This is a genomic window from Leptolyngbya sp. AS-A5, assembly GCF_039962495.1.
Lineage (GTDB): Bacteria > Cyanobacteriota > Cyanobacteriia > Leptolyngbyales > Leptolyngbyaceae > Leptolyngbya.
In genome coordinates this window covers 22,244-36,116 of record NZ_JAMPLL010000019.1, presented here as the reverse complement: position 1 = coordinate 36,116, position 13,873 = coordinate 22,244, and the positions used below count along the sequence as shown (strand labels likewise).

General features: G+C 48.1%; 14 protein-coding genes and 4 pseudogenes. 8 read left to right on the top strand and 10 right to left on the bottom strand.

Annotated elements, in window-relative coordinates; genetic code table 11:
* Positions 1–230 precede the first annotated feature (230 nt).
* The 6 genes and pseudogenes from NC980_RS18655 to rimI form a co-directional block, all read right to left on the bottom strand.
* Complete coding sequence (locus NC980_RS18655; protein WP_190375788.1) at positions 231–764, bottom strand: hypothetical protein; 534 nt, start codon at positions 762–764, stop codon at positions 231–233.
* A 27-nt stretch (positions 765–791) separates the two neighbouring features.
* Entirely contained in the window at positions 792–1,277 is a 486-nt protein-coding gene (locus NC980_RS18650; protein WP_190375787.1) for a hypothetical protein, read from the bottom strand.
* A 123-nt stretch (positions 1,278–1,400) separates the two neighbouring features.
* Positions 1,401–1,526 (bottom strand): annotated as a pseudogene (locus NC980_RS18645) (DUF4926 domain-containing protein); the annotation flags it as partial.
* A 17-nt stretch (positions 1,527–1,543) separates the two neighbouring features.
* Positions 1,544–1,756: a DUF6883 domain-containing protein gene (locus tag NC980_RS18640; protein WP_347272574.1), complete on the bottom strand. Its 213-nt coding sequence runs from the start codon at positions 1,754–1,756 to the stop codon at positions 1,544–1,546.
* Between the two features lie 118 nt (positions 1,757–1,874).
* Positions 1,875–4,346 carry an ATP-dependent Clp protease ATP-binding subunit gene (locus tag NC980_RS18635; protein ID WP_190375785.1) on the bottom strand — a complete coding sequence of 824 codons (2,472 nt, stop codon included), beginning with the start codon at positions 4,344–4,346 and terminating at the stop codon, positions 1,875–1,877.
* A 164-nt stretch (positions 4,347–4,510) separates the two neighbouring features.
* Positions 4,511–5,152: a ribosomal protein S18-alanine N-acetyltransferase gene (gene rimI, locus NC980_RS18630; protein WP_190375784.1), complete on the bottom strand. Its 642-nt coding sequence runs from the start codon at positions 5,150–5,152 to the stop codon at positions 4,511–4,513.
* A gap of 45 nt (positions 5,153–5,197) precedes the next feature.
* Between rimI and NC980_RS18625 the strand changes: the two are divergent.
* From NC980_RS18625 to NC980_RS18600, 6 genes and pseudogenes are all read left to right on the top strand, one after another.
* Positions 5,198–5,402: pseudogene (locus NC980_RS18625) on the top strand (DUF433 domain-containing protein).
* A 32-nt stretch (positions 5,403–5,434) separates the two neighbouring features.
* A pseudogene (locus tag NC980_RS18620) lies at positions 5,435–5,605 on the top strand (DUF5615 family PIN-like protein); the annotation flags it as partial.
* A 13-nt stretch (positions 5,606–5,618) separates the two neighbouring features.
* Positions 5,619–6,029: pseudogene (locus NC980_RS18615) on the top strand (DUF6334 family protein).
* A gap of 79 nt (positions 6,030–6,108) precedes the next feature.
* Positions 6,109–7,491: a diaminopimelate decarboxylase gene (gene lysA, locus NC980_RS18610; RefSeq protein WP_190375782.1), complete on the top strand. Its 1,383-nt coding sequence runs from the start codon at positions 6,109–6,111 to the stop codon at positions 7,489–7,491.
* A 40-nt stretch (positions 7,492–7,531) separates the two neighbouring features.
* Positions 7,532–8,572 (top strand): diadenylate cyclase CdaA, encoded by a 1,041-nt coding sequence (cdaA, locus tag NC980_RS18605; protein ID WP_190375781.1) that lies wholly within the window; start codon positions 7,532–7,534, stop codon positions 8,570–8,572.
* 58 nt (positions 8,573–8,630) lie between these two features.
* Positions 8,631–9,395, top strand: coding sequence for an isoprenyl transferase (locus NC980_RS18600; RefSeq protein ID WP_190375780.1), 765 nt, complete (start codon positions 8,631–8,633; stop codon positions 9,393–9,395).
* 1 nt (position 9,396) lies between these two features.
* Here NC980_RS18600 and NC980_RS18595 read toward each other — a convergent pair whose 3' ends face one another.
* From NC980_RS18595 to NC980_RS18585, 3 genes are read right to left on the bottom strand one after another with little or no spacing between them, the layout of a single operon-like run.
* Positions 9,397–9,999 carry a Uma2 family endonuclease gene (locus NC980_RS18595; RefSeq protein WP_190375779.1) on the bottom strand — a complete coding sequence of 201 codons (603 nt, stop codon included), beginning with the start codon at positions 9,997–9,999 and terminating at the stop codon, positions 9,397–9,399.
* A 5-nt stretch (positions 10,000–10,004) separates the two neighbouring features.
* Positions 10,005–10,271, bottom strand: a complete 267-nt coding sequence (locus tag NC980_RS18590; protein ID WP_190375778.1) for a DUF3143 domain-containing protein — start codon at positions 10,269–10,271, stop codon at positions 10,005–10,007.
* Positions 10,252–10,839 (bottom strand): DnaJ domain-containing protein, encoded by a 588-nt coding sequence (locus NC980_RS18585; protein WP_190375777.1) that lies wholly within the window; start codon positions 10,837–10,839, stop codon positions 10,252–10,254. Before NC980_RS18585 ends, NC980_RS18590 begins: the two co-directional genes overlap by 20 nt.
* Positions 10,840–11,028: 189 nt before the next feature.
* Between NC980_RS18585 and NC980_RS18580 the strand changes: the two genes are divergently transcribed.
* Positions 11,029–11,649, top strand: coding sequence for a Crp/Fnr family transcriptional regulator (locus NC980_RS18580; protein ID WP_190375776.1), 621 nt, complete (start codon positions 11,029–11,031; stop codon positions 11,647–11,649).
* Here NC980_RS18580 and NC980_RS18575 read toward each other — a convergent pair.
* Positions 11,643–12,779 carry a septal ring lytic transglycosylase RlpA family protein gene (locus NC980_RS18575; RefSeq protein ID WP_348253957.1) on the bottom strand — a complete coding sequence of 379 codons (1,137 nt, stop codon included), beginning with the start codon at positions 12,777–12,779 and terminating at the stop codon, positions 11,643–11,645. The two genes, NC980_RS18580 and NC980_RS18575, sit on opposite strands and share 7 nt — an antisense overlap.
* Positions 12,780–12,961: 182 nt before the next feature.
* Between NC980_RS18575 and NC980_RS18570 the strand changes: the two genes are divergently transcribed.
* Positions 12,962–13,870 carry a PhzF family phenazine biosynthesis protein gene (locus tag NC980_RS18570; RefSeq protein ID WP_190375775.1) on the top strand — a complete coding sequence of 303 codons (909 nt, stop codon included), beginning with the start codon at positions 12,962–12,964 and terminating at the stop codon, positions 13,868–13,870.
* Positions 13,871–13,873: the final 3 nt, after the last annotated feature.

Genomic DNA, 13,873 nt, shown 5'->3' with positions numbered 1-13,873 from the left:
GCAGCAACTGATCTAAATCTAATGTCTAAAGCCTATAAGTTTTTCCCAAGAGTAACGTATTCGACTTCAAAGGTGTCAGTATCATAGCTTCAACAATTGCTCCAATCAGTCCTTTGTGTGGGTTCTGCTTTGGAAAATCTTTTATTACTACGACAACATGAAAAATTGTTCCAATTATCAATAACTGTATTCTTCAGGAATTTTCGTGAACTGATAAAATTCTCTCTACTTCACCTCAGCAGTTTCATACTCTTTATCTGTCGGCAAACTTCTTGACCTGATTCGGTTGCATACACAAATAGAGATAGCAACTCTGCTAAATGTGAGGCGACTATCTCAGGATCTTCCTCATAAAAATTTGGCTCGTTAAGTATATCTAGATCCTCCAAAATTGCTGTCATAACTGTGTAAAGTTCAACAATCTTCTCAGGTAGTGGATTAGGTAAGATTCCTATCTTGTCTAAGTTCTTTTCATATACGTTGAAATATTTTCGTGTCACGCGCATCTGATAAAAAATCTTTCTACCTGCTCGCAGATCATTAATTGCATCTTTAATTCCCTGAATATATTGTCGCTTCTCAACTATTCCCATTAACGCCTGTATCTCTCCATAGAAAGCCGAAGCTAAGCTGTTTATCTCAGCACGTCTCTGTCTTTGTTGAATAAGAATATTACCTAGTAATCCTCCAATAAATGTTAGTAGCCCACCAGTAACTGTTTGAAAGAGTGGGATATAGTCTTTAAGCACAAGATTCAAATTCATACACTCTCTATGTCCAGCGACCTGAGTTTAACCTTGTGCTTGAAGTGCTGTTGCAAGAGCTTTAAACATTCCAGCAGCTTCATCCAGTTTTCCTAAGCGATACTCAGTAAGTCCAAGCTTGGGCGTAAGATGATCATGTTCTGGAAAATCATCTTGCTCACTACCTTGAAGATATGGATAGTCCTTGTCGTAAATCTGAGACTCTAAACTTTCGTATACCCAATGTTCGCCGAGTATCGCTTGAAGGTAATCGATTAACCCTGGATCGACAACGCCAGCAACAGTTTCCGCAAACATCAAAACGTGTATTTGCATTGCACCCTGCAATTCATCAAGAGATTCACCTTTACGTAGAGCATTAGAAACTTGCTTAAGTGTTGAACCTATTTCATGGAGATACAAGGCAACTCTTGCTCGGTGCTCAGGTTCCATAGCTCGAAAAGTACTTGAAGCACCTGCTATTGAACTCGCGACCATTGAGAAATCTTTTGCTGTATAAATACGACCGCCCATTTCTTCTGTAATTGTCCTGAATGAGATATTTGAACTGTATAAGTCTAACGTTTAGAAGACTTTTTAGTGAAGCTGAATTAATTGGTTTGCATTCAGGGTCTGTACTGCATACGTCTTTCCTTAAGGATCAACGAATTCGACCTCAAAGGTAGTGAGATCGTAAACCTCAACGATCGTACCGACTTGCCTTTTGTAAAGGTTTTGGTCTGGTAAATCTTTAGTGAGTGCAACAACGTCTAAGAGTTTCATATTTCCATTTCCATAGTTCAGAGAACGTAGCAAGGGACTAGGCGAGGAAAGTTTTCGTTGTCTCGAACAATCCAGATATTTCTGATGATCGCTTGTTTGTCGGATCGTGTCATCTCAATATCGATTCGGTATTTCTGTCCATAAGAATTATGGCTGACGGGAATGGCATCTTGAGTTGCAAGCGCTTGTCGAAGAGCAGAGCGCAGTTCTTCCGCTTCCTCTAGCCCAATTTCTAAAAAAATAAGGTATTAATTTGAATAGCTCGCCCATTTTCACCAAAATTGCAAAGCAAAACGGCGGGAAGTTCTAAAACCTCTCCGCCGCTTTGAGTTATGCGATCGTCAGAACCTATTCTGCTGCTTGCGGCAACAATTCGCGTTCTTGACCATGTAGAACCGTCACTTGTCCATTTTCATCTACGTCAACGGTTGCGGTATCGCCATCTTTCACCCGTGCTGACAGAATCTCTTCAGCTAACGAGTCCTCCAGCAATCGCATGATCGCCCGACGTAATGGGCGTGCGCCGTAGCTTGGGTTGTAGCCTTCATCCACCAAACGATCCTTGAATCGCTCGGTGACTTGCAGCGTAATTCCTTGCTCTTTCAGACGCTTGAACACATCGTTGAGCATGATGTCGGCAATTTCCTTGACCTCCGCCTTGTTCAACTGACGGAATACGATAATTTCGTCGAGTCGGTTCAGGAACTCAGGACGGAAGTATTGCTTCAGTTCTTCATTCACCAAGGAGCGGATGCGGTTGTACTGCGATTCCGATTCGTTCTCTGTGGAGAACTCGAATCCAAGTCCGCCGCCACCTTTCTCGATTACTTTAGAACCAATGTTCGAGGTCATGATCAGCAGCGTGTTCTTGAAATCTACGGTGCGTCCTTTGGCATCGGTCAAGCGACCATCTTCCAAGATTTGCAGCAGCATGTTGAAGACATCGGGGTGTGCTTTTTCGATTTCGTCGAATAGCACAACAGTGTAAGGTCTGCGGCGAACGGCTTCGGTTAATTGACCACCTTCGTTGTAACCGACATATCCAGGAGGCGAACCGATTAGCTTAGAAACGGTGTGACGCTCCATGAATTCCGACATATCTAACCGAATCATCGCTTCTTCTGAACCGAAGAAGTAAGCGGCAAGCGCTTTCGTTAATTCGGTCTTACCAACTCCAGTCGGACCAGAGAAGATAAACGATGCGATCGGTCGGTTCGGATTCTTCAATCCAACCCGCGCCCGACGAATGGCTCTTGACACGGCTTTCACTGCTTCGTCTTGACCGATCAAGCGAGTATGCAGCGTGTCTTCCATGTGCAGCAGCTTCTCGGATTCGGATTCGGTGAGCTTGTTCACCGGAACACCTGTCCAAGATGCCACAATTTGCGCGATGTCATCTTCACCCACAACCGGGGAAGCATTTTCATCAGTGGATTCTGTCTTGCGAGTTTGTGCAATCGCTCGAATCTCTGCTTTGATCTCCATTTCGCGATCGCGCAGTTCACCCGCCCGATCAAAGTTCTGGGATCTCACCGCATCATCTTTATCCTTGAGAACTTGACGCAGTTCGCGATCGAGTTCTTTCGCGGCAGGCGGCAATTGCGAGTTAATCAACCGCACCCGCGATCCGGCTTCGTCGACCAAGTCGATCGCCTTATCCGGCAAGAATCGATCTGAGATGTAACGATCTGAGAGTTTTGCCGCAGCTTCAAGCGCTTCGTCTGCGATCTTCAGCTTGTGGTGCTGCTCATAGCGTTCACGCAAGCCACGGAGAATTTCGATTGTTTCATCAACCGAGGGTTCACCGACCATGACGGGCTGGAAGCGACGTTCCAGGGCGGCATCTCGTTCGATGTGCTTGCGATACTCGTCGAGCGTCGTTGCACCGATACATTGCAGTTCACCACGGGCAAGGGCAGGCTTGAGAATATTGGCGGCATCGATCGCGCCTTCTGCTGCACCCGCACCAATCAGGGTGTGAACTTCGTCGATCACCAGAATGACATTTCCGGCGGAGCGGATTTCATCCATGATTTTCTTTAAGCGTTCCTCGAATTCACCTCGATACTTCGTCCCTGCGACCAGCAGACCGATATCGAGGGTCACAACGCGCTTATCTTCCAGGATGTCAGGAACATCATCGTTGGCGATGCGCTGAGCGAGTCCCTCTGCGATCGCAGTTTTACCCACACCGGGTTCGCCGATGAGAACAGGGTTGTTTTTCGTCCGGCGACCGAGAATTTGGATCACTCGTTCGATTTCTTTTTGGCGACCGACCACGGGGTCAAGTTTGCCTTCGGCTGCCATTTGGGTGAGATTCGAGCCGAATTCGTCCAAAGTCGGGGTTTTGGTGCGACCTTGGCTGCCGCCGGAAGTGACTTCGGCGGTTTCACCCAGCATCCGAATCACTTGAGTACGTACTTTCGAGAGGTCAACGCCAAGGTTTTCTAAGACTCTTGCAGCAACGCCTTCCCCTTCTCGGATGAGACCTAAAAGCAGGTGTTCGGTTCCAATATAGTTGTGACCGAGTTGGCGAGCTTCTTCAAGTGATAGTTCCAAGACGCGCTTTGCACGTGGGGTAAACGGAATTTCCACTGCGACAAAGCCCGATCCGCGACCGATAATTTTCTCAACTTCGATGCGAGCGTCCTTGAGGTTCACTCCCATCGACTTGAGGACTTTGGCAGCGACACCCGTTCCTTCTCCGATCAGACCCAGGAGGATCTGTTCTGTACCCACAAAGTTATGACCCAAGCGGCGTGCTTCCTCTTGGGCTAACATAATCACCTTAATGGCTTTTTCTGTGAAGCGTTCAAACATGGCGTATTTCCATCACCTGCTGCGTAGGTCTGATTCTAGCATAGTGGATCTTTCCGGTTATGACGCTTCACAACAGGGAAATGGGGAGATTACCGAACGTGTGCGATCAGTTCTCGATTAGAAATGGTTAGATTTACGACCAAAGAGAGATTCTTATCGATCTCTTATGGTTTAGTCAAGCTAGTTTTTTCGAGACTTAATAGAGATTCGGGATCGATCAGTATGTGATCGCACTGCGTAAGACGATCGCGTATCTTCAGCCACTTTTCTTTCAAAAGGCTCTGAAATTCTGCTGCTTGGAGTCCGCCGCGCCAAAGAATCAGCGCATTTTCGCCTGTGTCAGTGTAGTAGTCTTTACGCTGTCCCGCAACCTTAAACTGAAATTTCTCGTATAGGGAAATTGCGGATTGATTAGAAATTCTGACTTCTAATGTAGCGTGTTTCATCTGACGCTGACGAGCACGATCAAGTAACGCAAACAAAAGCAGTTTTCCCAATCCTTGTTGCTGATGATCAGGATGAACGGCAATAATCGTAATGTGCGCTTCGTCTACGATCGCCCAAAAGCATCCATATCCAATCAGACGATCGCCAGAGGTGATGGCGATGAGTTCGCTGTTCGGGCTATCGATTTCGCGCTGATAGCCTTCGAGCGTCCATAAACCCCCGAAACAAATGCGATCAAGTTCGAGGACTTGGGGGAGGAGGGAGGGAGCGATCGTTTGGAGCGTGATGCGATTCACAATGTTACAAGTAACAGAACGGTTCTGATTGTATCGAAGCTTGATCTTGTTGGACTGAAACATGGTTTTGTTGCGGAGCGCAGCACGATGTCAGAACTACTCTGAAGGATCACGATTAATCCCAGACAGTGTGGAGGTCGCCCTTGCATTCGCGGGATGAGAATTCGAGTATCAGATGTTTTGGATTTATTTGCTGCTGGATTGAGTGCTGAGCAAATTTTGGAAGAGATGCCCGATTTGGAAGCAGATGATTTGAAAGCATCTCTTTATATATGCTTCACGTAAGCTCAATCATTCAGTATTGGTTGCATGACGATCTGGCTCGATGCACATTTATCGCCTGCGATCGCGCTTTGGATCACGAATACGTTTGGCATTACAGCATTCGCCTTAAGAGATGTTGGTTTGAGAGATGCTGAAGATCCTGAGATTTTCGAGGTAGCAACAGCGCAATCCGTTGTTCTGATGACCAAAGACAGCAACTTTGCTGATTTACTAGACAGGCTAGGTTTCCCGTATCGGTTCACTGTTGGTCAATGTTCTGGCACTCGAAGACAGGCTCTTCACTCAAGAAGAACCCTGTTTCGATCAGGTGCAATTCATTTTTGAAAGCCAAACTTTGACTGTGAGAGCGATCGTAGAGATCGATGAAATCGAACTCATTCAAACTCCGACAGTTCACGCTTGCGATACACTTGCACCTGAATGGGCACGATCACTACTCGGCAAAAAGCTACAGACTGCATGAACTTGCGAAAATGCTCAAGGTTATCAAGATCAAGTCATCTTTGCATTTGGGCAACTTCATCCCAGTTTGACGCTGTTAGCAGAAGGTTCGGTTCTTAAAACCTTCCAGACCCGATCGCTTCAAAGACATTCTTACTTTGCCGCATTCGATCGCGCTTTAACAGCTTTCCTTAATCCTCTGGTGTCCACCTGAATACCCTTGCGCTTGTACACTAGAACAATGTGGCAAGATTGCCAAACTCCCCAGAATCATTGAGGACACAAAGCAAGCAATGGTAGTGACGCAAGCGCAAGTCGCGCACAATTCGGGTCGCCAGTATTTACCGGAATCCGGTTCCGATCGCTCTCCCAATCAATTCTTAATGCCGCTGACCGCCAAGGTGAACGATCGAGAGCATCTCGAAATCGGCGGCTGTGATGTCACCGAGTTAGTGAAACATTTTGGATCGCCGCTTTATATTTTGGATGAAGCAGGCCTGAGAACGGCTTGCCAACAGTATCGCAATGCGTTTCAACGCTACTATCCGGCAGAGGCTCAAGTGCTATACGCCTCGAAAGCTTGGAATTGTCTCGCAGTTTGCTCGATCGTGTCCAATGAAGGCTTAGGAATCGATGTGGCAACCGGAGGCGAACTCTATACGGCGCTTCAGGTAGGGGCTGATCCCGCCAAGATTTATCTGCATGGAAATAACAAATCGATCGCTGAATTGGAATTAGCGGCGAAATCGGGCTGTACGATCGTCGTTGATAATCGTTTGGAATTGCAGCGATTAACGCAGATTGAGAGCGATCGTCCAATCCGAATCATGCTGAGAATCACACCCGGCTTGGATTGTCACACGCACGAGTACATTCGCACCGGACACTTAGACAGCAAATTTGGATTTGATCCAAACCACGTCGAAGAAGTTTTCCAATTCGTCAGTCAAAATCCGAGCATTTCGCTGATTGGACTTCATGCTCACATCGGATCGCAGATTTTTGAACTGCAAGCACACCGGGATTTAGGCGGCGTGATGCTGCAATGGGTGAAAAAAGCCGCGCAGTATGGTTTGACGATCTCAGAGATTAACGTTGGTGGCGGTTTGGGAATTTGCTACAACGAGAACGACGATCCGCCAAGCATTGATGAATGGGTGAGAATCGTTTGTGAATCGATGATTAAAGCGTGTGAAGCGGAAAATTTACCCCTGCCGAAATTGCTTAGTGAACCGGGTCGATCGCTGATCGGTTCTTCTTGCATCACTGCTTACACCGTTGGCGGACGTAAAACCGTTCCGGGAATTCGCACTTATATTAGTGTCGATGGTGGAATGTCGGATAATCCGCGACCAATTACGTATCAGGCAATTTGTCGGGCAGTGATTGCGAATCGGATGTCAGATGAAGCAAAAGAAACGGTGACGATCGCCGGAAAGCACTGCGAATCTGGAGATGTTCTGATCAAAGACATCGCGCTGCCAGAGACTCAACCGGGTGATATTCTCGTTGTCATGGCAACCGGAGCCTACAATTACAGTATGTCATCGAACTACAACCGTCTCACCAAACCTGCGGCGGTACTCGTTCACGAAGGAGAAGCAAATATTATCCTAGAGCGAGAAACATACGAAGATCTGATTCGACACGATCGCGTCCCGGACAGACTGAAATAAGGACGAAGCATGGAACCATAAAGGGTGAGGATTGGCAAAGATGGTAATTCAGTGGCAATTCTCCGCTCTAAGCTTAGAGAAAGCCTTGATTGACGTTGCTCCATCAAAGACGATTGCTCAATCCTCATCCTTGCTTCTCCTGACAACCGCTTTGCAATCTGTGCTGACCTTTGTTGTTCAAAATCTGCGATTTCTGCTTGACGTAGGACTGGTGCTAGCGCTCACTTACGTCATGTTGGTGATCATTGGGCGAGAACGGCGAACGCTGTGGATGGTGCGCGGTTTTATTGTGCTGATGCTGGCAGCAGCAATTAGTCGCCGAATGGATCTGGCGCTGCTGAGCTTCGTGCTGAATAATCTTGTCGTTGGGGCAGCAGTGGCAATGGCGTTCATTCTACAGTCAGAATTTCGTCGATTTTTAGAGCAGCTTGGACGCGGGGAAATTGCACAACTGTTTCAGCCTTCGAGCCGGAGTCTGCCAGGCTCCGACAGCGTGAGCGATGAGATTGTAGAGGCGGTGAAAGGGCTGTCCCAAAATCGAACTGGGGCATTGATGATTATTGAAACAGGAATTGCGATCGACGATCGAGATTTCTCAGTTCCAGGTGTTAAACTGAACGCGGAACTTTCTAAAGAACTTCTACAAACAATTTTTCAGACCACGACGCTCTTACATGATGGCGCAGTTCTAATTCGGGGGTCACGCATCATTGCCGCCGGAGTAATTCTGCCGCTGTCAGAAAAAACTGCCTCAAGACAACTCGGAACTCGCCACCGTGCCGCAATGGGAATTACGGAAAAACTGGAAAACTGTATTTGCGTCGTTGTATCTGAAGAAACGGGATCAATCTCACTCGCTGAGCGGGGAACTTTAAATCGTCCCTTAACGAGCAGTAAACTAAAGGAACTTTTGGAAGAACGGTTTTCACAATCGGGCGATCGCGAACCCGTCTCACGCGATCTGAAAAGTCTCGGTCGTCAACTCCGGATAAAGGCAGTATCCTTATTCTCGCGTTTACTGAATGAAGGTCGTGTAAAAGATCGCCGGATTCCAAACGAACGCAAGCGTGGCGACTCTTAATTCTGCTAAAACCAGATTGATTTCTCATCCCTTTCATCGGCGTTCCCCCGAAACCACAATGACTACTGCCAAGCACACGATTTTACGAGACCTGCCTGCTGATTTAGACCACGATCGCTTACCCCGCCACGTTGCAGTGATTATGGATGGGAACGGGCGCTGGGCAAAACGCCAAGGCAAGCCCCGAATTATGGGGCATCGTCGCGGTGTGGATGTGTTGAAAGATTTATTGCGCTGCTGCCGCGATTGGGGAGTTGAAGCGCTAACGGCATACGCGTTCTCAACTGAAAATTGGGGACGACCGCTTGAAGAGGTGGAATTTTTGATGACACTGTTTGAACGGGTGCTACGTCAAGAATTGCGCGAGATGATGAAAGAAAATGTGCGGATTAAGTTCGTCGGTAATTTAGATGCGCTGCCGACGAGCTTACAAGCAGAAATTGAGAGATCGATGTTAGAAACTAAGGACAATCAAGGCATTCGCTTCACCATTGCAACGAACTACGGTGGACGGCAAGAAATTATTAAAGCGTGTCGGTCGATCGCCGCTCAAATTCAGCAAGGGATCATTCAACCCGAAGATATTGACGAAAGCTTATTCGAGCGGCATTTGTACACAGCGGGAGTTTGTGACCCAGATTTACTAATTCGGACGAGCGGTGAAATGCGATTGAGCAATTTTCTGCTGTGGCAAGCGGCTTATTCGGAGTTGTATGTCACCGATACACTTTGGCCCGATTTCGATCGCACTGAGTTTCACCGCGCCTTGCTTTCCTATCAACAACGAGAGCGCCGATTTGGAAAGGTTGGGAATAAAATCTAGGCTATCGTCCTGCGGCCAAAATCTGTGCAGCCATTAGCGTTAAGTCCGGGAAAGTCGGGGAAGAAATACGGTCTTTCTCCCTGAACTGTCCCACTTCGCGGTACTGCTCTCTTTCCAAGTACAGCACAATCACGACTTTGCGAGTCGGATCGATCAACCAATATTCAGGAATGCCACGGGCTGCATATTGAGCGCGTTTTCTTACATAATCGCGAAGGTAGTTTTCACTATTTGTATCACCGGGAGAAACGATTTCAGCCACCAGAATGGGCGGCGGCATCTCTGAGGTAATGGTGAGTTGCGATTGGGTTAGCGCAAGATGCTCTTCTCGCAAAACGACAAAATCAGGAAACCGATTTGCCGCATCTCCAGATTCGATTACAGGAACTTGAAGTTGACACGCATAAAGCTTGATGAGTCGGCGTGAGACGATTTGCGCGGTTGCAAACAGCCAAAAGAGTTCTTGCGCGATCGCGGTATTCGGTTCTGATTCTGGCGGCAATTCAACTAGCTCTCCGTCTATCCATTCGTATACCCGATCGCTGCCATCGTCATAATTGAGGTACTCTTCAAACGTGCTGAATCTCGGTTTGGCTTGCGTCATTGGGGTTAAGGTCCTGCAAAGACAGCATCCTCGATATCTTGGCGGCTGAGCGAATATTTGAACGATCGCTGAACATCGCGCCCGTTCACATTGAGATAACGCACACTCAGTTGATCGACATCAAGCATTAGTTCGGCTTGCCATCTAGGGCGCTCGATCGTCCAGCAGTGCAAGTCTTGTGGGTCTTGCTCACAGCCTTGCTCGGTTAGCCAAGCTTCGATCGCAGGCAAAGGATGGTTGTAAAGCGGAGTATCACCGGGAGGTAGAGTCATAAGAGGGATTCATTTCAGCAGATTCTATTGTCGCTCGATCTGGAGAAAGCGTGGGAGCGTTCTGGATGAATTCTACCGGCTGAACCTGTGGACGTTGGACGGTAAGCGGCTGAAAAGCTTGATCGCCGCGAGTAATGCCGATCGTGATCGCCAAAATCAAACAGCCGACAAATGTGATTCCAAGAATAAACAGCGCAAACACTTCTCCGGGCGAAAGCGGGCGATCGGTGGCATCTAAATAAGCAGAAGAGTTCGGTTCTGGCTTGTCAGTTTTGTGCAGGCTGGGTGACGGGCGCACCACGACTAGGCGAGAGTACCCAATCGACAGATCGTAAGCTGCGCGACGTTCAGGATTGCTGAGGGTCGCGTATGCTTCATTTAGGTACTGAAATTTTCTGAGTGCAATCGCTTGCGGTAGCTCAGTGGTATCAGGATGATAGAGCTTGCTCAATTCTCGATATGCCTGCCGAATCTCTCGCACCGAAGTCGAAGGATGCAACCCTAACAAGCCGTAGTAAGTTGACTCGATCGATGCTTTACCGCTTGAAACTGTTTTCTCCTGTGCCACTGGCTTACCCTTTCGCTAAGCGTTAGCAACTATTATTGTCGCCAGAAGCGGAAGTCTGCAAGTCGCACTCGCGCCACGCTCTGGAGAATTCATCGTCAAATCTTAACCAAACGCCAATCTGGAAATTACCTGTCCTTGGTATTAGAGCCTTAGAGTGAGAGACGGGATTTCAGCACGGGAGCAGAATTCATGATCCAATCGTTCGCAGCACCGTTGATTGAGCTACCTGATTCGCGCCTTCTTCTCGAACAGCTTTATCGGGAGCGGACTCTACAGCCATTTCGCGGCGGTCAAGGAATTCCTTTACGTTCAAATGAGCTTTGGGTGGTATGTCGAGGCGTTGTTCTTCTTAACACGCTGCACCCGACGGGAGATGAGGCGTTACTGGGAATGGCAACCCCTTCGATGCCGTTTGGCTTGCCGCTGACGTGGATTTCGCCGTATCAAGCGATCGCTTTGACCGATGTCGATTTGTTGCCCTTGACCGTTGCAGAAGTTGAGAAATCTCCGGCGCTGTGTCAAGGACTCTTTCGCCATCTCAGCCGCCGATTGCAGCAGTCTGAAGCGTTTCTCGCGCTATCGGGTTGCCGTCGCGTTGAAGAGCGATTGAAACAGTTGTTGGTTTTACTCCGGCACGAAGTTGGACAACCTGCTCAGCGCGGGACAAGGCTTCAGGTGCGATTGACTCATCAGCAGCTAGCCAATGCGATCGGCACTACCCGCGTCACCGTCACGCGCCTGATTGGACAGCTTAAACAAGAAGGCTGGCTGACGATCGATGCAAAGCGACACATTATTTTGCATCAGTAGCCTGTAATCACGCGGGCGACCTGCTGCGGCGGTTTTTTAGTTTGTGCAATCAAGGCAGATTCCATCACTGTGGCTTCGATCGGCACGACTCCGCGCTCCTCGCTGCTGAGCAGCCTTGCGGCTCGCTTAGACAAGTCGAGGACGCGATTATCAAAATAGGGGCCGCGATCGTTGATCCGCACGATCACACTCTTGCCGTTGAGCCGATTTGTCACTTTGAGAAAGGTGCCGAGCGGCAGGGTGGGATGAGCGGCAGTGAGTTCGTTTTGATCGAAGATTTCGCCGTTTGCGGTTTGGCGACCGTGAAAATAAGGGCCATACCAGGATGCCATGCCCCCGATGCTGTGGTCGGTTTTTGCTAACTGGTACATCTCTATCTGCGCTTCTGCTAAAGGAATGCTGGTTTGTCCAAGCGCAACCCGGAGATTGTTCACCCACTCAATAGCTAGAAGTTCAGCAGGGCGACCGAGCCGAGAGGCAACACGATCGCTGATGGTGAAAATGGTGCGATCACCCAGTTTTGCTGCAAACTGGTTGTTGTCGAGTACGGCTTTAAGCGCTGCAGCATCAAGGTTAGGAATTTCGAGCAGTTGCGTGACCTGATCAGCTAGCATTTGCGCGGAGGCACGATCGCGGACTGTGGCAATTTGACAACCCTTGACCCAAAGCTGAAAGCCACTGGATGCAGTTTTAGTAGTGGGACAGTGCCAAAATCCAAGCCTTGGGACGAGAGGTTCTGAGTGATTTAGCGGAGTTCCGTCATCTGTCACCTCTACGATCGCGACCGATGAAGCTGTGTCTTTCGAGGGAGCAACTACTGGCAACTGTTCAAACAGAGATTGCATTGAATCAAGGAACTCGCTGAGATGATGGGAGTTCGAGCTTGAGGATAAGAGTAATTCTTCGACTGTGTTCAGCCAGCTTGATTGAGTATGATTGTGGGAGTCTGATGTGGTGAGATCAAAGTTGAGAGAGTTCTGGGCTGCGATCGCGAGGTGTGGCGAGGACGATCGCGGCAGCGTGGATTGACACACGCGGCTATGACATAGAACATGGGTGAGATATTTGGGTGTGTCTAGAAGCTTGCTTCCCAAACTGGGAATGCCGCTAAACCACGACGCGACCCACATAAGTCCAAGTATCAACATTTTAGTTTGACTTCAAAATTGTAAACAGCAATACTTTTTTGTCAGAACTTAGTATAAAGTTTTCCTGGTACAAAATGGGACTGTCCGGAGGAGATAGATCTTCTTCACATTAAAAAGTGATTTGTCTTTTAATGTATCTTCTGGCACATACTGGAGAGGAATGAATGTCGCTACCGTTCTACATTGTGGATGTATTTGCTGAGCGTAAGTTTGCTGGGAACCACCTTGCCGTCTTTCGTCAAGCTGAGACGCTGACAACCGAGCAAATGCAGGCGATCGCAAAGGAAATGAACTATTCAGAAACGACGTTCATCCTATCGGAGACGCCCCAGAACGAGGGCTATCCAGTCCGCATTTTTACTCCAAATCAGGAGCTTCCCTTCGCAGGACATCCCACCTTAGGAACAGCGTTCATTTTGCAACAAGCTGTCATTCAGGAATCAGTATCTACTGTTAGCTTGAATCTGCAAGTTGGGCAAATTCCCGTTACAGTAACGTATTCCGGTGGAGTGATTGACCTACTGTGGAGGCGGCAAAATACACCAACATTTGGGAAACAGCTAGAAAGAGAGCAGATCGCATCTGTCTTGGGACTGAATCCGTTACAGATTGACGATCGCACTCCGATTGAGGAAGTTTCTACAGGTCTACCATTTATTATTGTACCGCTTAAGAATTTAGCTGCCTTGCAACAAGCAAAGGTGAATCGAGACGCACTGTTTAGGCTGATCGAAACGACTGAAGCAAAGGCAATTCTGATTTTTTGTCCTGAAACTCGAAGTGCAGAGAATCATTTAAGTGTGCGCGTGTTTGTTGAAGCGATCGCAGGAACACCCGAAGATCCAGCCACCGGTAGTGCAAATGGATGTTTAGCAGCTTATCTGGTGCAGCATGATTATTTCGGTCAGAGGTCGAACGCGAAGCGCGGTGCAAGCATCGACATTCGAGTGGAGCAAGGCTACGGAATTGGGCGACCTTCATTGTTGCTGCTACAAGCGAAAAAGGAAAAGGAAGCTTTTGAAATTTCAGTAGGCGGCAAAGTTATCTTAGTTGCAAAAGGTGAGTTTGTTTAATAG

Excerpts from the sequence above, each read along its gene's own strand:
- NC980_RS18655 (WP_190375788.1), bottom strand. The coding sequence starts at position 764 with ATGAATTTGAATCTTGTGCTTAAAGACTATATCCCACTCTTTCAAACA.
- NC980_RS18650 (WP_190375787.1), bottom strand. The coding sequence starts at position 1,277 with ATGGGCGGTCGTATTTATACAGCAAAAGATTTCTCAATGGTCGCGAGT.
- NC980_RS18635 (WP_190375785.1), bottom strand. The coding sequence starts at position 4,346 with ATGTTTGAACGCTTCACAGAAAAAGCCATTAAGGTGATTATGTTAGCC.
- rimI (WP_190375784.1), bottom strand. The coding sequence starts at position 5,152 with ATGTTTCAGTCCAACAAGATCAAGCTTCGATACAATCAGAACCGTTCT.
- lysA (WP_190375782.1), top strand. The coding sequence starts at position 6,109 with ATGGTAGTGACGCAAGCGCAAGTCGCGCACAATTCGGGTCGCCAGTAT.
- cdaA (WP_190375781.1), top strand. The coding sequence starts at position 7,532 with ATGGTAATTCAGTGGCAATTCTCCGCTCTAAGCTTAGAGAAAGCCTTG.
- NC980_RS18600 (WP_190375780.1), top strand. The coding sequence starts at position 8,631 with ATGACTACTGCCAAGCACACGATTTTACGAGACCTGCCTGCTGATTTA.
- NC980_RS18595 (WP_190375779.1), bottom strand. The coding sequence starts at position 9,999 with ATGACGCAAGCCAAACCGAGATTCAGCACGTTTGAAGAGTACCTCAAT.
- NC980_RS18590 (WP_190375778.1), bottom strand. The coding sequence starts at position 10,271 with ATGACTCTACCTCCCGGTGATACTCCGCTTTACAACCATCCTTTGCCT.
- NC980_RS18580 (WP_190375776.1), top strand. The coding sequence starts at position 11,029 with ATGATCCAATCGTTCGCAGCACCGTTGATTGAGCTACCTGATTCGCGC.
- NC980_RS18575 (WP_348253957.1), bottom strand. The coding sequence starts at position 12,779 with ATGTGGGTCGCGTCGTGGTTTAGCGGCATTCCCAGTTTGGGAAGCAAG.
- NC980_RS18570 (WP_190375775.1), top strand. The coding sequence starts at position 12,962 with ATGTCGCTACCGTTCTACATTGTGGATGTATTTGCTGAGCGTAAGTTT.